Source organism: uncultured Salinibacterium sp. (assembly GCF_963974405.1).
Classification (GTDB): domain Bacteria; phylum Actinomycetota; class Actinomycetes; order Actinomycetales; family Microbacteriaceae; genus Rhodoglobus.
Window position 1 is genome coordinate 640808 of the sequence record NZ_CAXBBH010000001.1, and the last position, 19995, is coordinate 660802.

A 19995-nucleotide genomic window follows, 5' to 3' on the forward strand; every position below is an offset into this window, starting at 1 on the left:
GATCGACCTGCTCGCTTCAGCCTATTGGCGAGCCCCAACTCGGCGACATCCGACACCGTTTAACGCTTATATCGAAGACCCATAAATTTCAGGCTTTAGGCAAGCGGAGGTCTATCGAAATAACTCGAACGTCGTTTGAGAACCTCGGTATTCTTCTTCCAATGAAGAAAAATCAGAAAAAACGGCGCTACAGCGGCATTGTCATCGCTATAGGAGTCTCATCGGTTGTGGGTCCTGCCTCCTACTTGTTACTGTCCCTGGCTGGCAATCAAGGAGCCGGCGCCATTGTCTTATGGATCACTGCGCTTCCCTCGATTATTTTTGTCTCGGTGTCACTCGTAGTGCTTGGAGCCGCTGCGCCGTATCGGCCGCTTGTTAGCCGCGAATCGCTGCTCTGGTCCTGGCTGCACTTTCTGGGGCGAGGGTCTGCCGGAGTGCTCTTGCTCGTGTCAGGCTCTCTAATTGGAGCGCTTCTTGGCATCCTCGCTGCTGACCCTGGAGATGACTTTTCAGGACTAATCTTCTTTGGCGCTGCTGTGGTTTACGTGTGGCTCACGATGATTGCGATCATGTGGACGATCCGGGCCTCAGTCGACGTCAAGCGCCTAGGAGCTCAACGTGAGCGACTGATCGAGGAATGGTTAGTCGAACAGAAGACACGGAAGCCGAAGCCAAAGGCGGTGCTTTTAGCGTCGGGATCCGAGCTCGCGTCTGTTGTGATCGTCGGACTCGTAATGGTATTTCTTCTCACAACAGCCCTCTTCGGCATAGCGACGTTGAGCGGTTTCTGGTCGTCCTCTTAGCGGTGGAAAATTGAGCAGCTCGCGCTGTCCGTCCAGATCAAGAACGATTTCACAACGCGATTCTTTGGGAATGTTGAAACCCGCAAGGCCGATCCATTCATCGCTGGCAGCGGCACCCTAAGTCCTACTTCTGGCAGCTTGGGCACCACCACATGTAGCGGGTGTCGGTGGGGCCGGTGCCGAGCTGGTCTGACTCGATGCGGGTGCCGCAGCGCAGGCACGCTTCGCCGCGCCGCCCATGCACCCAGTAGCGGGGTTTGCCGCGCGGCAGGCCCGTGAGATTGCGGATCGGGCGGTCCTTGTTCACCATGATCGCCTTGAACGCGAGCGCGACGAGGCGCTTCGGGTCGGCGATCTCGCCGATGGGAGTGTGCGGGCGAACACCGCGCAGAAAGCTCAACTCGTTCGCATACACATTGCCGAGGCCCGCCAGATTCCGCTGATCGAGCAGCGCGAGTGCTACCGGCCGCGCCGGGTCTGACAGCAGGTTCGCCAGCGCGAGATCGGCATCCCAGTCGGGCCCCAGAAGGTCAGGGCCCAGATGGCCCACAATGCTGTCTTCGGATGCCGTGGGCACCACCTCAAGCAGCCCCAGTTCGAAACCTACCGCCGTCTTCGTTGCCGTGCTCAACACTCCTCGAGCCAAGTAGGACGGCTTGCGCCACCGCTCGCCGGCGCCGTAAATCTGCCACACGCCCTCCATCTTGAGGTGGCTGTGGATGGTGTGGTCGCCCACCCGAATCAGCAGGTGCTTGCCGCGCGGCACCACGCTCGTGACGGTCTGTCCGCTGAGGTCGAGCGTCGCAAAGGCGGGCACCCGAAAGTCGGTGCGGGTGAGCACTTGCTGGTCGAGCGCGGCCCGTAGTTTCGCTGCCGCCTTATAGACGGAATCACCCTCAGGCACGAAGCCTCAACCCCTGCGGCGTCGCGACAAACCCAGCCTCCACGAGGGCTTTGCCCACCGGGGTGCCGACGGCGAAATCACCGTTGACTTTCTCGATGCGCAGCTTCGGCAGCGTTCCGCGCAGGGTGCTCGTCAGGGACCGCGTCGCGGCGTCCACGACGGCTGGTTCCAGATCGAAGGCCAGCAGCGACTTGCCACCACGCTCTAGGTAGAGCGCAAGGTGCCCATCGACCATCACGATGATCGCACCAGCCTTGCGGCCGGGGCGATGCTTCTTGGGGGAGTCAGCGGCAGGCTTAGCTGGAGCAGGATCAAGATTCTCGTCAGACGGGTCGGCAGCGTCTGCGCCGTCACCCCCAGCATCCTCGCCACCTAGCCCCGGCCATCCAAGAGCAGCCCCGTAGGGGTTGGCGGGATCTGTCGCGGCGAGGGTGATCGCCAGAAGTTGGGGCGCAGCATCTGGATCCCGAGTGAAACCACGCAGGCGGTCAACGGTGGCTCCGGTCGCAAACTGGGCAGCACCGAGCCCCTCGATGAAGTAGCCGCGGCGGGCGCGACCGGTCTCTTCGAAACCACTCAGCACCCGGTAGGTCAAGGCGAAACCACCACGGATGCCCTCGCTCACGACCGCGCCGCGCGTGACGACAGCGTGCCGTTCGAGCATCAACTCGGCCGTCGACTTGGCGCGCACTGTCGTCTCACCCTCGGCGGTCTCGAGCAGCGCCCACCGGCCGGACGCACTCGGCGGCCCCGCCTGCGCCACCGTCGAAACGCGACCACGATAGGCGCGAGCCCGTGCCGGACGCGGTGCCCGAGTAGCCCGCACGGTTCCTCCGAGATGCGCCCGCAGAGGCGCAAAGCTGTCGTTCGTGATGAGCGACCGCCACACCAAATCCCACAGTTCCTTCAGCAGCACCTTGTCATCCGTGCTGCCCACCTGATTCGACAGCTGCCTAAAGAAGAATGCACCGCCACCGGCCAGCGCCTCCAGAATGCTCTGCTGCAATTCGCTCAGCCCATCCCTGTCGGGCTCGGGCAGCGTCAGCGCAGCGGTCGCGGCCGGGTGCAAACTAATCCAGCCATCGCTGCCGGCCAGCGCACCCTGCCCGGCCCACACCACTTCGCCCGAGGTCGTCAGCTCATCGAGCCACGCGGGCGAATAGTCGCGAATGCGGGCATTCAGAATGAAGTTCTCCCACGCGGATGCCGGGGCTGAGTACCCAGCCAGTTGGTCGATCACTTGGGCCAGGCCATCAACACCGCGCAGCGAGTCGCCCGCAGCGGACACGTGTTGCCAGGCGGGCAGGAACCGACCAAGCGTCGCGTGCGACACCGGCTCGACCTCTTGCCGCAGTGCCGCAAGCGAACGACTGCGCAGGCGTCGGAGCACATCCACCGAGCACCATTCGGTGCCGCTCGCGCCGGGGCGAAACTCGCCATCGACCACGCGGCGGTCGGACGCGAGGCGACGCAGGGTGTCCTGCACGACGGCGGTTCCGAGACCGAAGCGTGCTGCGGCATCCGCCAGTGTGAAGGGTCCGTGGGTGCGGGCGTAGCGACTGACAAGGTCACCGACGGGATCATCAACGGGCTCGATGAACGCGGCGGGCACACCAATCGGCAGCGGAACCCCGAGCGCATCACGCAGTCGTGCCGAATCTTCGATGCCAGCCCAGCGGCGTTCGCCCGCGATGGTCACTTCGAGCACGCGGTTCGCTTTCGCGAGCCCGGCGAGGTCGGTGGCGAGGGCTGCACCGGTCACGAGCGAGCGCGCTTCGATCTCGGCGACGGTCTGCGGGCCAAGCACGCGCAGCAGGTCGACGAGCCCCTCAGCATCCCGAGCGTGACGTTCTGGCACCAGCCGTTGCAGCTCATTCTCGGTCTGGGCAATCACGTCAGGGTCGAGCAGTTCGCGCAGCTCGGCGCGACCAAGAAGCTCAGCAAGCAGCGCCGGGTCAAGCGAGAGAGCAGCGGCGCGACGCTCGGCAAGCGGCGAATCACCCTCGTATACGAAAGCGGCCATATAGCCGAACAGGAGGGCGCGCGCGAACGGCGACGGCACCTCCGTCTCCGTCTCCATCACCCGGATGCCGCGGCTCGCGATGCGCTTCGTCACCGCCGTGAGCGCCGGCAGGTCGTACACGTCCTGCAGCACCTCGCGCACCGTCTCAAGCACAATCGGAAAGCTCGGGTACTTGCGCGCCACATCCAACAGTTGCGAGGCGCGTTGGCGTTGTTGCCACAGCGGCGAACGCTTGCCGGGGTCGCGGCGCGGCAACAGCAGAGCGCGAGCAGCGCACTCCCTAAAGCGTGCCGCAAACAGCGCCGAACCACCGACTTCTTCCGTGACAATCTGCTCAAGCTCATCAGCGTCGAACACAAAAAGGTCGGCACCGGGCGGGGCGGCATCGGTGTCTGGAATGCGCACGACGATGCCATCGTCACCGGCCATGGCCGCGCCATCCACCCCCAACTGTTCGCGGATGCGCGCCGTAATCGCCAACGCCCACGGCGCGTGCACGGGCATGCCGTACGGGGAATGCAAGATCACACGCCAGTCGCCCAGCTCATCCCGGAAGCGTTCGACCACGAGAGTCGTATCGCTCGGCACGTGACCAGTAGAGGCCTTTTGCTCGGTGACGAGAGCGATCAGGTTCGTGACGGCATGCTCATCGAGCCCGATTGACTGCGCTCGAGCGCGCGCATCATCAGCGGATGCCGTAGCAATTTCTTTAGTGAACGCCCCGATGGCTTCGCCCAGCTCTGCCGGGCGGCCCAAGCCATCGCCCTTCCAGAACGGAACACGGCCGGGTTGCCCGAACGCGGGGGAGACGAGCACTTGGTCGTGGGTTATGTCTTCGATGCGCCAGCTCGTGGTGCCGAGGGCGAAGACGTCGCCGACACGGGATTCGTAGACCATCTCTTCGTCGAGTTCGCCAACGCGACGGCCGGGGGCTCCCGCTTCGCCGCCGATCATGAAGACGCCGAAGAGGCCGCGGTCGGGGATGGTGCCGCCCGAGGTGACAGCGAGGCGTTGGGCTCCGGGGCGACCGCTGAGGGTTCCCGCGACACGATCCCAGACCACGCGAGGCCGCAGTTCGGAGAATTCGTCGCTCGGGTAGAGCCCGCTCAGGAGGTCGAGGGTCGCGTCGAAGGCACTGCGCGGCAGGGTCGAGAAGGGGGCGCTGCGGCGAACGGTGTCGAACCAGTCCTCGATATCGATTTCATCGAGAGCGACGGCCGCGACAGTTTGCTGCGCCAGCACGTCGAGCGGGTTTGTCGGCACGGAGAGGGCTTCGATCTGGCCGCTTCGCATCCGCTCCACAGCAACCGAAGTGTGGATGAGGTCGGTGCGGTGCTTCGGAAAAAGCAGGCCTTTAGAGATTTCTCCGACCTGATGCCCGGCTCGCCCAATGCGCTGAAGCCCACTCGCAACCGACGGCGGCGACTCGACCTGGATCACGAGGTCGACGGCACCCATATCAATGCCGAGTTCGAGTGAGCTCGTCGCGACGACGCAGCGCAGCACTCCCGTCTTGAGGTCATCTTCGATGATCGCCCGCTGGTCTTTGCTGACCGAGCCGTGGTGCGCGCGGGCCAGCAGCGGGGCGGCACCCAGCGTTGATCCGCCCTGCGCCATCATCTGGGCTGGCGGCTTCCACGGTTGCTGCGGTGCAGCGTAGGCGGCGGCATCCGCACTGGCTTGGCTGCGGGCGCGGGCTTCGTCGCCATCGATGCTGCCGTCGCTCATCCGCTCGTCATAAATCTCATTGAGCCGGGCGGTGAGGCGTTCGGCCAGTCGCCGCGAATTCGCGAACACAATCGTGGAGCGGTGGTCGAGAATCGCATCCACGATGCGTTCTTCGACGTGCGGCCAGAGCGAACCCGCAGATTCGGGCGTCGCCTCATCATCGTGGCCGGAGCCTCCCGCCGCGGTGTCGCGCGCTGACGCCACCGTGCCCGGAATGGTCATATCGGGCACGGGAACGATGACGCTCAACTCGAACGTTTTCGCCGACGGCGGGTGCACGATCGTCACGGGGGCGCGTCCGCCCAAGAACCGAGCAACCTCTTCGATGGGACGCACGGTGGCCGACAGCCCGATGCGTTGCACGGGTTTCGTGAGCAGGGCATCCAACCGCTCCAACGACAGCGCAAGGTGGGCACCACGCTTGGTGGCAGCGACGGCGTGCACTTCGTCGATGATGACGGTGTCGACGTTCTTGAGGGTGTCGCGGGCCGCCGAGGTGAGCATCAGATACAGCGACTCGGGAGTAGTGATGAGGATGTCGGGAGGGGTGCGTGCAAGCAGGCGGCGGTCTTGCGCGGTCGTGTCTCCCGATCGCACGCCCACGGTGATGTCGGTTTCGCCGAGCCCGAGGCGGCGGGCCGTTTGAGTGACGCCGACGAGGGGCGCCCGAAGGTTGCGCTCGACGTCAACGCCCAGAGCCTTGAGTGGAGAAATGTAGAGCACGCGGGTGCGCTGCTTGGGGTTAGTGGGGGGAGGGCTCGACGCGAGCTGGTCGATCGCCCACAGAAATGAGGCGAGCGTCTTGCCCGAACCGGTGGGGGCGACCACGAGCGCATTGGCTCCCGACGAGACGGCATCCCAGGCGCCGAGCTGCGCCGGGGTGGCAGCATCGAACGCGCCCTCGAACCACTCTCGGGTGGCGGGCGAAAATTTGCCGAGCACATCGCTCATTGTTCTATCTTCGTCGCAACCGCTGACAGCGCACTACGGATTTCGCCCAAGGCGTGCTGGTTGCCCCCTTCTACGCGTGCGTGTGCAGAAAGCTCACGAAGTCGTTGAGTTCGTCGGTCGAGATCGAGTGCGCTAGGCCTTCGTAGATGTGGGTTTCCGCACGGGCATGGTCGACGAGCCATTCTTCGGTCCGCTCAATGGCGGCTGCGGGAATAACGGGGTCGTCGGTGCCGCGTCCCCAAAATACGGGCGGGCGGATGCTCGTGAGCGCCGCATCGGCGGGGTGCGCAGCACTGGCCACGAACCCGGAGAGTGCGACGGCACAGCTGAAGCGTTCCGGGGCGAGCCGCAAGAGTTGGAGCGACATGGCGGCTCCCTGCGAGAAACCGAGGAGGCTCACACTCGTGAACTGCTGGCCATCAAGCCATTCGAGCACGGCGTTGGCTGCGTCATCCACACCAGAAACCTGGGGGAGCCCGCCACCGCTGAGGTCGATGGGGAACCACGAGAACCCGCCACTTTCGAGGATGGGCGCTCGCAGCGAGGCGATGACGGGGCCGAGCGGCAGGGCCGGTGCCATGCCAAACAGATCGCCCTCGTGGGAGCCGTAGCCGTGGAGCAACACGATGAGCGGACGCCCGGCCCGTTCCCGTTCGGGGGCCGACCAGAGCACTGCGGAGGAATCGATCTGCATGGGCAAAGCCTACGGGGCGCGGCCTAGGGGCTCACTGTGACGGCGAGCGCGGTCGAGAAGAGCTCGAACTTTGTGCCCAGCGCGGAGAGCGCAGCCGTATCGCAGGTCAGCACTGCGAGGAGCTCGCCCTCCGAACCAGGCATCGACCGCGCCGCAATTTCAATGGTCTGGGAAACACCATCGGCGCTCTTCTGGTCAATCGTCGCTGAAGCGAACTCGATCGTTGACTCGCTGGCGGCGCTCGCGATTGCGATGTCTATGGGGGCGCCCGCATTAAGAATCAACGCGTCAGGATTATCGGCCGTGAAACCTTTGATTTCCCGGGAAAGAAGGGCGTAGGAGAGCTCAGCGTCGCTCGCAGACTCGGCCTCGGACACAGCAACACCTTGCGACGTGATGAGCTGGCACCCCGTGGCCTCATCCTGAAACACGTCGATGCCGTCCTGATCGAAGGGCAGCGCCTGCCAGGTTGGCTCAAGCGTGAACGACCACACGGGTTGACCCTCGAAAACAGCACTCCCCTCGAGCGGAACCTTCTTCGCCGCCTCGGTGCGATCATCCGAGGAGTCGGAAGCGCCCGGAATCGGGGCGGCCCCGCGCGCAGGCTCGCAGTCGCCATAGACGTAGCAATTGAGTCCTTGACTTGCCTGGCCAAGCAATAAGCCGGTGAACACTATGGCGACAAGGCCCGAGAGAACCAGAAAAGGAACCCCGAATAAAAGCGCCCAGGCCCACCAGGGCCACCCGCGACGAGCCTGGGCCGGATGGGGAGTCGCCGATGGCGCGGTGGTAGCGGGGTTGTTCTCAGTCATGGTTCCCTTTCGCGTTGCAGACGAGTGCCTGAGTCAAGAACGCTAAAGACACAGAGCCACCCGGGAGGTGGGGACGGCGCTCCCTGTGCACAGAGGTAGAACTGGCGACATTGTTGACGACTAGTCCGGACTCCACACGCCACTCTCCGCAGCTGGCACTCGGCATGCGGGCATCCTCGCGAGGCCAGCACTAGCCGCTCACCTCAGTCGGTGCCAGACTGCACCTAACAGCCCGAAGGCGAAGGAGCCAAAAAATGCAGCTAACAAACAAAGTCTTTGTTGTCACCGGCGGTGGCAACGGAATGGGACGAGAAGTAGTGCTCGGACTCCTTGCCCGAGGTGCCCGAGTAGCGGCGGTCGACCTGAACGAGCCGGGACTTGCGGAGATGGCGAAACTGGCCGGCGCGGCATCCGCCCAACTGACGACCCACCCTCTGAACGTGACTGATCGCCACGCAGTGCTTGCCCTCCCCGATGCGGTAATTCACGCCCACGGCCAAGTCGATGGAGTCTTGAACGTTGCGGGCATCATCCAGCCCTTTGTGAAACTGACAGAGCTCGACTTCGACACCATCGAGCGGGTCTTCAACGTCAACTTCTGGGGTGTCGTGAACATGACCAAAGCATTTCTGCCTGCCCTCACGGCGCGCCCCGAAGCCGCCGTGCTCAACGTCGCGAGCATGGGCGGCTTTCTTCCCGTGCCCGGTCAGGCTGCCTACGGGGCGAGCAAGGCTGCCGTCAAACTGTTCACCGAAGCGCTCTACGCAGAAAGTTTGGGCACCAACCTCGCCGTCACCATCGTGTTCCCCGGCGGCGTGGGAACGAACATCACCGCAAACTCCGGCGTCGCAATGCCCGAAGTTGCCGCTGCCAAGCCGGGCAAAGAATACAAAACAACCAGCCCAGCGGATGCCGGCCAGCAGATCATCGAAGGCCTAGAGAAAGGCTCCTTCCGTGTCGTCATCGGCAGCGATGCCAAGTTCATGGACCGTTTCTCACGATTCTCTCCGCGCCGAGCAACCGAACTGATCGCCTCCAAGATGAAGGACCTGCTCGGCTGAGGCGACGCGAAAGTCCGGGCGGAAGAGATGCTGCATGACTGCCCGTGACGGGGCGCCGCGGCATCCGCCCCGCTGTCGGGTGCGCACCAAAGTTGCACGCTGTGCACGCCACAGCCGCACGATAGGTGACAATGGAGCATGAGCTCCGTCGGCACACCAGATCCCAACTCGTCTTGGCTTTCAGATGAAGAGCTTGCGGAGACCCGCAGGCGACTGCCGCTGATCTATGTTGAGGCTGTTCCAGTGCGCGTGGATGGGCTGGGTCGCGTCACTGAGGTCGGCACTCTTGTGCGCGGCAACGATGGTGAGATCACGCGGACGCTCGTCTCTGGTCGTGTCATGTTTGGCGAGACGTTGCGCGATGCCCTGTTCCGTCATCTGGAAAAGGATCTGGGCCCCATGGCCTTCCCGCTGTTGCCCGCAAGCCCGACTCCGTTCATGGTCGCCGAGTACTTCCCGTGGCCCGGCGATAGCCAGTTCACCGATCCTCGCCAGCACGCCGTCTCGATGGCGTACGTCGTTCCCGTCACGGGCACGTGCGAGCCGCGTCAGGATGCGCTCGAGCTGACCTGGTTGAGCCCGGCCGCGGCGGTCTCCGACGATGTCACCGCCGATATGGAGGGTGGCCGCGGGGCGCTCTTGCGCGCGGCGCTCGCCTCTGTCGGGGTACTACCGTAACTGCGAGCTAGCTCCTGCGGGTCAGTCTGCTGCGGGTCAGTCTGCTGCGGGCAAACTTTGGAAATTCAGGAAAACCGTTCGCGTGGTCGCGCTCGGTCGCGTCTGGTGGCGAAGAAAGCACAGAACTCTGCGGGAGCAATGCCGTGCACACGGACGACTCAGCAGAATTTCCTGAATTTCCGTAGTGCAGCGTGACCGCGCTCGCGGTCGGAGAGTAGTAGTGCGCTGCGCGCTCTGCGTTGCGCGCTGTGCGCTCTGCGTTACGCGTCCGCGTCCGCGTTACGCGTCCGCGTCCGCTGCCGCTGCCGCTACCGCCACGCAATGTTGGAAATTCAGGAAATCTGGTGCGCGCGCGTGGGCTGCCAGTATGGATGCCCCGAAATTCGGGCATGCAGAGGCCGGTGCACATTGGTCGAAACAGAGTTTCCTGAATTTCCGAAGGGATGCACTCACACCAGCGCGAGCTGCCCCTGAATTTCCGAACGGATGCGCTCACACCAGCGCGCACTGCCACAGCCGGCTTAAACGCCGAAGGGCGACGAACCCCACCCCAGCAGTGCTGGGAGGTGCTCGCCGCCCTTCGGCAGTGAAACTATGTTTTCGGGCTGCCTTGGCCGCCCCAAAAGATATGGCCCGAGGGCCCAGCGCTAGGTCCTAGTGCCCGCTGCTTGAAGCGCGACGGTTCGGCCGAACGACCTGGCCAACACGAACCGGTCCACCGTTGCCGGCCTGAGCGCGACCCTTGCCACCGCGCGGACGCGAGGGGGCTTCGGACTGCTGCTGGCGCGGCTGGTGGGTTGAACGCTGTTCGCTTGCACCGGAACCGGCGACAACGGCTCCGCGACCGGAACCCTGCTGCGAGTTACGCTGCTGGCCGCTGCGAGCGCCGCCGCGGGGCTGGCCATCACGGGCACCATCACGAGCACCGTCGCGTGCTGCACCGTTACGGCCGCCACGAGCGCCACCGCCACCGCCACCGTTACCAGCACCGCCGCGTCCACCGGCGCCACCACGGCCACCCTCACGGGCTCCGTCGCGTTCGCCTTCATAGAATCCGGCGCCTTCGCCACCACGACGTGAACGCTTGCGCTGGGCGTTTGCGCCCTGCGAGCGTCCACCCTGCGACTGGCCACGGGCGGGAGCTGCTGCGCGAGGCGCAGGCTTGACGTATTCGGCAACTTCACCGGTCAGAGCAATGACGGCATCCGACTTTGCGTTCACGTGCTGCGGGGTCACCGTGATGGCGGCCTTACGCAACAGCGCTGCGGTGTCTTTGCGTTGGGTGGGCAGAACGATCGTGACGACGTCGCCCTCTTCGCCAGCACGAGCGGTACGGCCGCTGCGGTGCAGGTAGGCCTTGTGTTCTGCTGGCGGGTCAACGTGGATGACCAACTCAATGTTGTCGACGTGCACGCCTCGCGCTGCAACGTCAGTAGCAACAAGCACCTTCACGTCGCCAGCGGAGAATGCGGCGAGGTTACGGTCACGGGCAACCTGCGACAGGTTTCCGTGCAGGTCAACGGCGGGGATTCCGGCATCCGTCAACTGGCGTGCCAGCTTCTTGGCGTGGTGCTTGGTGCGCATGAAGAGGATGCGGCGGCCGGTTCCCGATGCCAGCTTCTCGACGAGAACGCGCTTGGATTCGACGCTCTCGGTCTCGAACACGTGGTGAGTCATGGCGGAGACGTGCGAGGTCGCTTCGTCAACAGAGTGCAGTACCTCGTTGTGCAGGAAGCGGCGAACCAGCTTGTCTACACCGTTGTCGAGGGTGGCGCTGAACAGCATGCGCTGTCCATTGCTGGGGGTCTTGTCGAGGATGCGGGTCACCACGGGCAAGAAGCCAAGGTCGGCCATGTGGTCGGCCTCGTCAAGCACGGTGATCTCTACGGCGTCGAGGCTCACGAAGCCCTGCTTCATGAGGTCTTCGAGACGGCCGGGGCAGGCAACGACGATATCGACGCCGGCCTTGAGGGCGGCAACCTGACGGTTCTGGCTTACGCCACCGAAAATCGTGGTGGTGTTGAGGCCGTAGGCGGCAGCGAGAGGTTCGATCACAGCAGAGATCTGCGTGGCGAGCTCACGGGTCGGTGCGAGCACGAGGCCGAGGGGGCGACCCGAGCGGCGCTTGCCACCCGAGAGTTTTCCGCCGAGGCGCGCAACCATCGGGAGGGAGAAGGCGAGGGTCTTGCCTGAGCCTGTCTTTCCGCGGCCGAGAACATCGCGGCCGTTGAGCGTGTCAGGCAGGGTGTCGAGTTGGATGGGGAATGGCGTGGTTTTGCCGTCGGCTGCGAGTGCAGCAACGAGAGGGGCGGGCACGCCAAGCGAGCTAAAAGTTTGTTCAGTCAAAACGGTGGTGCCTTTCGGGCATAAGTAACAGATGGGCGTTACACCGGAGGCGCACGGGTTCAGAAAGCACCGACGCTGTTCCTCAAGAACTGCACCAGGCTGATCTACACCGACCCAATCAGGCGTTTCGCACGAATGCGGCACACAGGTCAGATCTCGAACTTTCGTTCGGCGCGGATGACTCCAGTTCGCCGGAGAAAGTTATCTACGAGCCACACGTTTCTGATTGCCGTGGGCGAGAAGAGGGAAGCGTTCTACGACGCAGGGAAACACAATTGTTTCGCAAGTAACCCCAGCGTAGCAGTTATGCCCCTAGTAGCGCTCGCCTACCGGCACTTGCACAGCCAAAGTGTTGCCGGCCTGAGCCAGCGGGCACGCCCACGCGGGGTCGTAGGCGCACGACGGGTTATAGGCAAAGTTGAAGTCGAGCACGAGCGATTCTGGCGTGCTGCCCGGCCCCAGATCGGCACCCTTGACGGTGTCGAGAAGGTAGCGGCCGCCACCATAGGTGCCACCCTTCACACGAGAGAGGGCATCTTTCACGGGCACAAAAATTCCGCCACCATACGACGCCAACCGCCACACATCGAGAGACCCCACCTGATCAATCTCGACCGTGCCCAGCAGGTCGAAAGGCACCACGCCATCCGTTCCCGTCTCCACATTCATGCGGCTACCATCCCCACGAACAATGGATGCCTCGAAACGCCAATCGGGATCGTACGCCTCAAACGGCAGCCCCTTAAAGTCGCGCAGGTCCTCGGGCAACAGCGGCGAAGCTGGATGCGTAGCAAACATCTCATCTCGACCCGCACGCCAGTCGGCGTGGGCGCTCGCAGCATCCGGATTTTCACGGATGGCGGCATAGAGAGCAAAGTTGCGGCGGCGCCAGTCGGCGACCTCAAGGGCGGTCATGGCTTCAGGCTATCCCGGGCGGCCGACAGCGAGCGTGGCGCTGACGAGTTCCCGGTGTGGGCTGCACCTGCGGCAGGGGCCAATTCCGCCCTGCCGACTCTTACTTGTCGCGGGCGAGCAGCCTGCGCACTTCGCTCTCGGCAGAGGCGAGGCGGTGCGGGGCGATGGTTTCCCCCGCCGAGAAGAGGTCGACGATGCGCGGGTCAACGTAGCTCTTCTTCGCGATTGCTGGAGTGTTGCCGAGTACCTCTGCGGCGGCCTCCATCGCTTCACGGATTGCCCGGGAGCGCGCCCGCTGACTCGAGGGCGCGCCATCCTCCGCAAGGTTCAGCGCGAGACTCGACGCTGCCGCGATTGTGCCGCGCAGGGTGCGAAAGTCTTTGGCGGTGAACTCGCCGCCGGTGCGTTCGCGCACATAGTCGTTGATGTCGGCGGCCGTCAGTGAGACACGTTCGCGGCCCTCGCGCCACGACAGCACCGATGCATCGGGAGCGCTGCGGAGGCGTCGTCGAATGAATTCGGCGAGGTCGGCATCCACAATTTCGCTCTCCCACTGCTGGCCGCTCTTGGCAGGAAAACACAAGTGCACGCGGTCGCCCACGACCGTGACGTGATCGCACAGCAAAGTGGAGAGACCGTGGCTGCCGTGTTCTTCGGCGTAGCGCTCGCTGCCGACCCGCAATGAGCCGGTGTCGAGCATCCGAAAGGCGGCAGCAAGAGTGCGTTGGCGGGGGTCTTCGCTTGAGCGCAGTGTGCGCGTGACGACCCCGCGTGCGCCAGGCAAAGCGGCAGCGAGTTCGAGGGCCCGATCGAACTTCACGCGATCTTGACGCTCACGCCAAGCGGGGTGATAAATGTACTGGCGACGGCCAGCCTCGTCGAGTCCAGTGGCTAAGACATGGCCGTTGTCGTAGGGACTAATCCACACTTCGGTCCACGCTGGTGGGATGGCCAGCGACCTGAAACGAGACGCGAGAGAGGCATCGATGACGGTGGCGCCATCAGGGTCGCGAAAACTGAACCCCCGCCCCGATCGCACACGCGAATAGCCGCGCCCTGTCGTATTACTCCGCCGCAGTCGAGGCACAGCGTGTTCCTTTCGCGCCCGCGATTCGGCTCACTAGCCGAGGGCTGAGCCGACGTCGGCCAACCTAGAGCGAAAGACTAGTTCTCCTAGTTGTGCCCCACCTCCATGAAGGGGCCAATCGTCGAAGAGCAGCCCCGCGCCACTGCCAGAACGCCCAATAGAGCGGCCACAGCATGGGAGTGAGGGCACCGGCGCTGAAGATGAGTTGATCGCGGTAGAGGGTTTTGCCTCCCGGCGCGGCGCTAATCGCCATGGAGTGTTCCCAGTGAGTGACGAGAGCGAGGGGGCCGCTCAGCCCGCGACCGCTGTCACGCATCACTCGAACTCCGGTGGGGGCATCCGGAAACGACACATCAATCACTTGCTGGCCAACGGGAAAAATCCCCCCAGCCGACATGTGCACCGGATGCTCGCCCGGCTGCCACAGCTCAGGAAAACCTCCCACCTCTAACGATCTGAAGGTAGACAGTGGAGCTGAAACCTCTTGAAACACTTGGGGACTCCGGATGGCGCGCCACGCATCGTCGGGAGCACAATCGAGTTCAAGTTTCAGTAGCACGCGCATGAACCCAGTGTGCTCTTGTCACATTCAGTAATCCAGCCTCATCTCACGCGATCTACGGTTTAGCCTCAAGAAGTGAACGATCCCCGCACTCAACCCCAGTACCAGGTCCGCTTTGGCTTCGGTCGCGCCCACGCGAACGAACTGAGCGTTGGCGCAGATGTGGTCGTGTGGGCGGATGCTCTTGCCGACGGTTCAACGCCCGCCCCCGAGCTGCCCGGAACGTTCTCCATTCTCAGCGCCGGAACCGGGGCAGCCACGGCCGTCGCCGAGTGGGTCATCGCGCAACAAGAACTCAAGGGTGACCGTTTCACCGTCGCCGTCATCGCTGCCGGAAACGTGGACGGCGGGTTCACCGTCGACGACCTCCTCGCGGCGGGTGCGATCGTGGATGCTCTCGCCGACGCCGGTATTGACTACATTTCTCCGGAAGCGGCATCCGCTGTCGCTGCGTTTTTCGGCCTCAAATCTGCTCACAACCATTTGTTGTCGGCGAGCACGGCGGGTCAGCAACTGATTCTGGATGAGGGGCGTGGCGCACTTGATGCCGCCATTGTCAGCAACGGTTCAGCCGGCTTTGCCATCGTTCGGGAATGACGCTTGCTCGTCGAGCGTTGAACTGAGCAGTCACTGACCGAGAAACTCGTCATTGGCTCAGCAATGACCGACTCAATGGAGGACAGTATGAAGGCAGTAATCGGCGACACCGTCATCGCAGAAGCACCCCAAGAAAATCTCATCAAGATCGAGGGCAACTGGTACTTTCCGCCGGCGAGCGTGAACCACGAACTGCTGGAGAAGAGCCCCACTCCGTACCACTGCCCATGGAAGGGCGACTGCCAGTACTTCACGGTCAGCGCCAACGGCCAGCAGTATCAGGACCGCGCTTTCGCCTACCCCGATTTGCTCCCCGGTGCGGCAGAGCGCGTGGGCAAAGACTTCTCCAACTACGTCACTTTCTGGAAAGAGGTTCAGTTCGTCGACTAATCGACAACTGATAGTGCCCCGCTAGCGACGCGTGCGCGTGTGCGTGCGTGCGAACGCGAGCTGTCGCTCGGTGGCGCCTCTCTTTGTGCGCAGTTAGCGTGCTGCATTTCGGGCACGGTGGCTGCGCACTTTTGCGCGGTTGCCACACCGTTGCATCGAACACCACCGGCGGTTGTTGGAGCGTGATTCGTCGTAGAAGACGAGGGCGCAATCCTCGGCCGCGCATTCGCGGATGCGTTCGTGTTGTTCCGCTCCGAAAAGAAACACGGCTTCGCGCGCCATCGTCGCGAGCGCCTGACCGGTGCGAACGCGAGTGCGACCGGCCTGCAGCCCGCCTCCAGCCAGCCGTGGTGGAACATCCGGGGTCGCGGCAAAAAGGTTAATGATGTCGATCTGCTGGGGCGCGGGCTGCCCGTTCGCACTCAGTGCAGTTGCGATTGTGGCGATAGCCTCACGCAAACCTTTCGCATCGGTGAGATCGCGATCGGTGACGGTGCCATCGCAGGCCTCAAAGCGGCCTTCAAGCCACGTTGCGAGATCGGCGGGGGTGTTCAGTCGCTCCCAGACGGGGTTATTGCCCATCGCTCCGGTGTAGGCAAAGTCGAGAGCGCGGGCGCCAGAATCAAACCACCACTGTTGCGAGGTGCGAGAGGTAAACCACTGGCCGGTCACCGCCCCTGTGTTGTCTAGTGCGGGCGTGCCGGTTGGGGAATCAGTTTCGGGATGATGCACCTAACCATTATCGCCGGTTACGGCGCCCGGCGTGACCGGCTGCGCTCGCGGCTACCCGCGAGGGCGCGACACAACCCGGTGCACCCACTCGATGCGGTTCGCGGAGCTGAACGTGCGGGAGCACAGCCCACACGCGAGCGGTCGGCTCGGCTTGCGGTAGCGAAAATGCTGGTGACCGGCAGGGCACGTGCCCACCCACGGGGCAAACTCGTCGGCGATCGCGCCGCCGTGCAGGCGCTTGCCCTCATAGCCCAGCTCTTTCGCAACCGCTTTCCACTGTGCTCCGTGCCCGGCACCGGGCCCAGCCATGGCATGCGCAATCTCGTGCAGGAGCACTTGGTGGATTTCGTCATCCTTGTAGCGCGCAGCGAGATACTTCGACACTGAGATGCGTTTGTGGGTGTAGTTGCAGAGCCCCGCGCGAGTCTTGGCGTTGTCGAAAGTGAACTGCCAACCCTCATTCAAGTGCAGTCGGATAAGCGCTTCCGCCCACACGCGCACTCGGGAAAGTTCAGCCACCTGTTGAGGCTAATCGATGAATCTCTAGCCCAACCGCATGGTGTTGTCGGCAAGTTCGACTTCATCCGCGTCCATTGCTGCTTCGATGGATGCCGCACGGTCTGCTTCTCGCTGTGCTCGGGCCCGACGACGCTTACGCTTGTGTGCACTTGAAATGATCCCGCTGGCAATCATGAATCCGGCGTAGACGAACAGGGCAACGGCGATAACGGGAACGAGCCATGATTTGGCACTGCCGTTCACGAAGTTGCTGAGGTACCCAATCCACGGAACGCTGTACCAGAGCTTGCCCTGCACTTGCACCGGCAGCACCTGCAATTCGTCGGCGACATCATTGTTGTCGCCTTTCAAGGTGAAGGTGCGGCTACCGTCGCTTGAGTTGGTGATCCCGGCCACGCGGTGCGTAATGACGCCGGGTTCGCCTGACTTGATTTGATAGGTGATGACATCGCCTACAACGATCTGCTCAGTCTCTATGGGCTTGACGACAATAAGGGTTCCCGGGGGCAATCGTGGTTCCATCGAGCTCGTTAGTACCGTGAGCGGCATAGCGCCAGCGAGGTTGGGGATGACGATAACGAGTGCGCCGATGAGAACTACGAGCGCGAAGAGGCCACCGCTGATGCCCATCCCGAGGTAGTGGAGAACACCGTGGGGTTTTTCTTCGTCAGCATGGGCAACGGAACGAGCAGCTGCGCGAGTGGTCACATCAGACATCTTCTCGATCCCTTCGTTTGCGGCGGCCGACGAGCCAAGAGATTCCGGCGCCGATTAACACGGCGACGAACAAGATGAGTACAAGGTACTCCTGGTAGAGACGCCACGTGTTGGGGTCGAGCGCAAAAGCGGCGGGGAAGGTCGGAGTGAGTTCGTTCGCTGCGTTGGCGTTGGCGCTGGTGTCAGTGACTGCAGGGTTGGGGCGCGGCGCGGGAATTGCCAGCGCGGTGGTGTCTCTCTCTGGCGGTGTTGTCGTCGTCGGGCTGCTAGTGCCGGGCAACAGTGGCACTGTCGAGCCAGAGTTGCCGCAGTGTGTTGCGGGCAGGCTTCCGGGTGTCGCGTCCGACAGCGCAAAGCGAAGCGACATGGATGCCGTGGCTCCTTGACCTTGCGAGCCGAAGAGGTCGCCGAGCGTCAACGTCGATGTCACGGGCACGGTCTGTCCCGGAGCAATGAGTAGTCCTTCGTTGGTCACGAGACAGGGGGAGGCTCCGCTAATTGCGTGGGAGGCTCCCGAGATGCTCGGAGTGCTTGTCGTAACAGTCAGGGCGTTTGCGAAGTGCGAGTCGGAGAACGATACGTCTCGCAGGGTGACGCGAAGATATCCCGCCGCGGTTCCTGTATTGCGCACGTAGATTGTCTTGGTTTCGCTGTCTCCCGGGCTGAGAGTAGCGATGCTACCGAAGAGTGCCCCGGGCAGATTGCGGGCAAAACTTACTCCGTCTGTGCTCAGTTCAATCACGCCGACGCCCGTTGCTGCGCTGGCGGGTGCAGCGCCGAGAACGAGCATTAGCGCTGCCGCCGCGACCAGACCGGATGCCCGCTGAATTAGTTTGCGCATGAGACACCGGGTCCCCACCACGGGTTCGAATACCACAGTCCGACGGCGGTTGATGGGCTTGATTGTGTTGAGTTGCTGGCGATCGCAATCACGGTGATCGAGCCACTGCTTGAGATGTCGCCTGCGGTGATGGTTGTTGACGTTCCTGAAACTGTTCGGAGCAGGGTTGGGCCTGTGCCGTTGTCGAAGTAGACGCCGTAGGTGATGGTAGTTCCCGCGGGTGCTGTCGATGCTGACCACGAGACGATGGCTTCGGGCCAGGCGCCCCACCAGCCGGCTTGAGTCGTGCATCTCATGTTCGAGGGGGCGTTCAAGGCTCGGATGGACTGTGTGAAAGATCGATCGGCAATAGCGGCGGCGTCGCTGGTGTTCCAATTGGTGCCCGCGCTGGCATTCACCGCGTAGGTGGCGGTGATCGTCTTGCCAGCTTGAGCCGACATGCTGTCGGTGAATGTCGTCGACGCGCAGAGAGTCGCGCTGGCCGTAGATGCGACTGTCATGTTGAGGCTGCTGAGGGAGACGGTGCCGCCCGCAAGAGTGCTCGACACAACGGGAGTCGTAGCGGCGCACGCCGAGCTCGTGCCAGCCCAGAACTTCACAGCAATTAGCCCGCCAGCAAGCGTTCCGGTTCGGGAGATCGTGATGCTCGTAACGGAGGCTTCTACGGATCCGGTGTTCCGCACGGTGATGGGCTTGGTGACGGTCTGGTTGGTTGCTGTGTAAGTGAACGGACCAAGTGCGCTGATTGTTCCCGCGCCTCCGGCCGTTGCAGTCGACAGGGCTACTGCGCCCGTAGTCGCGGTAGCGGTCTTAGCGGAGGATGCAGTCCAAGCGGCGAAGCTGACACCGGAGACGAGAGTGAGGAACACGGCAACACCGGCGACGACAGAAAGACGCGTGGAGCGACTCATTCCGCGGTATCCCTGGGGAGTTTCGCGCTCTGTTGTGCGGATCACGGCTGAACTCCCGAGATGGTGGCGGTAATGGCAACGTTGGTCGACTGTGCCGTCGAGGGGGCATTCGCCGGAAGGGTCACGACGAGGCAGGCGCTCGCGGTCGCGCCGGCGGCAAGAGTGCTGTTCAAGGTTCCGGAGGGAACGCCCGAGGCAGGGCATGCGCCGTTGGCGACTGAAATGGTGAAGGGGTTCGTCGTAGACGATCCCGTGGCCGTCGCAGCGATTGCGGGGGAGAGCACGAGGGGCACGTCACCGGTGTTGGTGATCGTGAAGGTGCCGGTGACTGATTTTCCTGGCGCAAGGGCAGTCCAGTTCAGGGACTGATCGCCGACCGTGAGGGCGGCGGTTCCGGAGCTGACGGCTGAGCCGGGGCTGGCGGTGACCGATGAGTTCAAGTAGGCGTAAGTGCCACCGGTGCCGACGAGGCCGACCGACACGGCCACGGCAAGAATTGCCATCGCCTTGACAATTCCGAGGGCGCCTCCGCTGAGAGCTTTCACCGGCGATGTTGCGATGCGCTTGTGGCGGCCTTTGACGATCTTGTGGCGGCCCTTAACGGACGTAGGGCGGTTCGACCCGTGAACTGTTGAAGAGTTCATGGTGCACCGCCTTTCGATGAGAGAAAACTGCTATCAAGCGTGAGAAGGATTGCCGGGTGTGCGTCGTGGTGACCGCACAC

Annotated in this window: 19 protein-coding genes; 5 read left to right on the plus strand and 14 right to left on the minus strand. The window is 63.3% G+C overall.

Going from position 1 to position 19995, the window contains the following annotated elements:
- Positions 1 to 161 precede the first annotated feature (161 nt).
- Positions 162 to 803, plus strand: coding sequence for a hypothetical protein (locus AACZ26_RS03110; protein WP_339619042.1), 642 nt, complete (start codon positions 162 to 164; stop codon positions 801 to 803).
- Positions 804 to 927: 124 nt separating this feature from the next.
- On the opposite strand, the gene AACZ26_RS03115 is transcribed toward AACZ26_RS03110, so the two are convergent.
- The 4 genes from AACZ26_RS03115 to AACZ26_RS03130 form a co-directional block, all read right to left on the minus strand.
- Entirely contained in the window at positions 928 to 1707 is a 780-nt protein-coding gene (locus AACZ26_RS03115) for a DNA-formamidopyrimidine glycosylase family protein (RefSeq protein WP_339619044.1), read from the minus strand.
- Positions 1700 to 6409 carry an ATP-dependent helicase gene (locus AACZ26_RS03120; RefSeq protein ID WP_339619046.1) on the minus strand — a complete coding sequence of 1570 codons (4710 nt, stop codon included), beginning with the start codon at positions 6407 to 6409 and terminating at the stop codon, positions 1700 to 1702. Before AACZ26_RS03120 ends, AACZ26_RS03115 begins: the two co-directional genes overlap by 8 nt.
- A 70-nt stretch (positions 6410 to 6479) precedes the next feature.
- Complete coding sequence (locus AACZ26_RS03125; RefSeq protein ID WP_339619048.1) at positions 6480 to 7103, minus strand: dienelactone hydrolase family protein; 624 nt, start codon at positions 7101 to 7103, stop codon at positions 6480 to 6482.
- Between the two features lie 23 nt (positions 7104 to 7126).
- Positions 7127 to 7915 carry a hypothetical protein gene (locus AACZ26_RS03130; RefSeq protein ID WP_339619050.1) on the minus strand — a complete coding sequence of 263 codons (789 nt, stop codon included), beginning with the start codon at positions 7913 to 7915 and terminating at the stop codon, positions 7127 to 7129.
- Between the two features lie 254 nt (positions 7916 to 8169).
- On the opposite strand from AACZ26_RS03130, the gene AACZ26_RS03135 reads away from it, so the two are divergent.
- Both AACZ26_RS03135 and AACZ26_RS03140 read left to right on the plus strand, forming a co-directional pair.
- Positions 8170 to 8976 (plus strand): SDR family oxidoreductase, encoded by an 807-nt coding sequence (locus AACZ26_RS03135; protein ID WP_339619052.1) that lies wholly within the window; start codon positions 8170 to 8172, stop codon positions 8974 to 8976.
- 138 nt (positions 8977 to 9114) lie between these two features.
- Positions 9115 to 9654, plus strand: a complete 540-nt coding sequence (locus tag AACZ26_RS03140; RefSeq protein ID WP_339619054.1) for an NUDIX hydrolase family protein — start codon at positions 9115 to 9117, stop codon at positions 9652 to 9654.
- A gap of 654 nt (positions 9655 to 10308) precedes the next feature.
- Here the strand turns inward: AACZ26_RS03140 and AACZ26_RS03145 are convergent.
- The 4 genes from AACZ26_RS03145 to AACZ26_RS03160 form a co-directional block, all read right to left on the minus strand.
- Positions 10309 to 12000, minus strand: a complete 1692-nt coding sequence (locus tag AACZ26_RS03145; protein WP_339619057.1) for a DEAD/DEAH box helicase — start codon at positions 11998 to 12000, stop codon at positions 10309 to 10311.
- Positions 12001 to 12312: 312 nt separating this feature from the next.
- Complete coding sequence (locus AACZ26_RS03150; RefSeq protein ID WP_339619059.1) at positions 12313 to 12915, minus strand: DUF1684 domain-containing protein; 603 nt, start codon at positions 12913 to 12915, stop codon at positions 12313 to 12315.
- Positions 12916 to 13015: 100 nt separating this feature from the next.
- Positions 13016 to 14002, minus strand: a complete 987-nt coding sequence (locus tag AACZ26_RS03155) for a DNA topoisomerase IB (protein WP_339619061.1) — start codon at positions 14000 to 14002, stop codon at positions 13016 to 13018.
- Positions 14003 to 14066: 64 nt separating this feature from the next.
- The gene (locus AACZ26_RS03160) at positions 14067 to 14567 is read right to left on the minus strand and encodes a hypothetical protein (protein ID WP_339619063.1); all 501 of its coding nucleotides are present in this window, start codon (positions 14565 to 14567) and stop codon (positions 14067 to 14069) included.
- A gap of 72 nt (positions 14568 to 14639) precedes the next feature.
- Here AACZ26_RS03160 and AACZ26_RS03165 point away from each other — a divergent pair, with 72 nt between their 5' ends.
- A complete protein-coding gene (locus AACZ26_RS03165; RefSeq protein WP_339619065.1) occupies positions 14640 to 15161 on the plus strand; it encodes a 2-phosphosulfolactate phosphatase in 522 nt (173 codons plus the stop codon).
- An 87-nt stretch (positions 15162 to 15248) separates the two neighbouring features.
- Positions 15249 to 15551: a DUF427 domain-containing protein gene (locus tag AACZ26_RS03170; protein ID WP_339619067.1), complete on the plus strand. Its 303-nt coding sequence runs from the start codon at positions 15249 to 15251 to the stop codon at positions 15549 to 15551.
- Between the two features lie 93 nt (positions 15552 to 15644).
- Here AACZ26_RS03170 and AACZ26_RS03175 read toward each other — a convergent pair whose 3' ends face one another.
- Genes AACZ26_RS03175 through AACZ26_RS03200 form a run of 6 tightly spaced genes read right to left on the minus strand, consistent with a single transcriptional unit; the run spans position 15645 to position 19915 of the window.
- Positions 15645 to 16283, minus strand: coding sequence for a CGNR zinc finger domain-containing protein (locus AACZ26_RS03175; RefSeq protein ID WP_339619069.1), 639 nt, complete (start codon positions 16281 to 16283; stop codon positions 15645 to 15647).
- A 51-nt stretch (positions 16284 to 16334) separates the two neighbouring features.
- Positions 16335 to 16802: a SprT-like domain-containing protein gene (locus AACZ26_RS03180; protein WP_339619071.1), complete on the minus strand. Its 468-nt coding sequence runs from the start codon at positions 16800 to 16802 to the stop codon at positions 16335 to 16337.
- Positions 16803 to 16826: 24 nt separating this feature from the next.
- Positions 16827 to 17510, minus strand: a complete 684-nt coding sequence (locus AACZ26_RS03185) for a signal peptidase I (RefSeq protein ID WP_339619073.1) — start codon at positions 17508 to 17510, stop codon at positions 16827 to 16829.
- 1 nt (position 17511) lies between these two features.
- A complete protein-coding gene (locus AACZ26_RS03190; protein ID WP_339619075.1) occupies positions 17512 to 18360 on the minus strand; it encodes a hypothetical protein in 849 nt (282 codons plus the stop codon).
- On the minus strand, positions 18348 to 19316 hold the full coding sequence (locus AACZ26_RS03195; protein WP_339619077.1) for a hypothetical protein: 969 nt from the start codon (positions 19314 to 19316) through the stop codon (positions 18348 to 18350). Before AACZ26_RS03195 ends, AACZ26_RS03190 begins: the two co-directional genes overlap by 13 nt.
- On the minus strand, positions 19313 to 19915 hold the full coding sequence (locus AACZ26_RS03200; protein ID WP_339619079.1) for a TasA family protein: 603 nt from the start codon (positions 19913 to 19915) through the stop codon (positions 19313 to 19315). Before AACZ26_RS03200 ends, AACZ26_RS03195 begins: the two co-directional genes overlap by 4 nt.
- Positions 19916 to 19995: the final 80 nt, after the last annotated feature.

Excerpts from the sequence above, each read along its gene's own strand:
- AACZ26_RS03110 (WP_339619042.1), top strand. The coding sequence starts at position 162 with ATGAAGAAAAATCAGAAAAAACGGCGCTACAGCGGCATTGTCATCGCT.
- AACZ26_RS03120 (WP_339619046.1), bottom strand. The coding sequence starts at position 6,409 with ATGAGCGATGTGCTCGGCAAATTTTCGCCCGCCACCCGAGAGTGGTTC.
- AACZ26_RS03125 (WP_339619048.1), bottom strand. The coding sequence starts at position 7,103 with ATGCAGATCGATTCCTCCGCAGTGCTCTGGTCGGCCCCCGAACGGGAA.
- AACZ26_RS03130 (WP_339619050.1), bottom strand. The coding sequence starts at position 7,915 with ATGACTGAGAACAACCCCGCTACCACCGCGCCATCGGCGACTCCCCAT.
- AACZ26_RS03135 (WP_339619052.1), top strand. The coding sequence starts at position 8,170 with ATGCAGCTAACAAACAAAGTCTTTGTTGTCACCGGCGGTGGCAACGGA.
- AACZ26_RS03140 (WP_339619054.1), top strand. The coding sequence starts at position 9,115 with ATGAGCTCCGTCGGCACACCAGATCCCAACTCGTCTTGGCTTTCAGAT.
- AACZ26_RS03150 (WP_339619059.1), bottom strand. The coding sequence starts at position 12,915 with ATGACCGCCCTTGAGGTCGCCGACTGGCGCCGCCGCAACTTTGCTCTC.
- AACZ26_RS03160 (WP_339619063.1), bottom strand. The coding sequence starts at position 14,567 with ATGCGCGTGCTACTGAAACTTGAACTCGATTGTGCTCCCGACGATGCG.
- AACZ26_RS03170 (WP_339619067.1), top strand. The coding sequence starts at position 15,249 with ATGAAGGCAGTAATCGGCGACACCGTCATCGCAGAAGCACCCCAAGAA.
- AACZ26_RS03190 (WP_339619075.1), bottom strand. The coding sequence starts at position 18,360 with ATGCGCAAACTAATTCAGCGGGCATCCGGTCTGGTCGCGGCGGCAGCG.
- AACZ26_RS03200 (WP_339619079.1), bottom strand. The coding sequence starts at position 19,915 with ATGAACTCTTCAACAGTTCACGGGTCGAACCGCCCTACGTCCGTTAAG.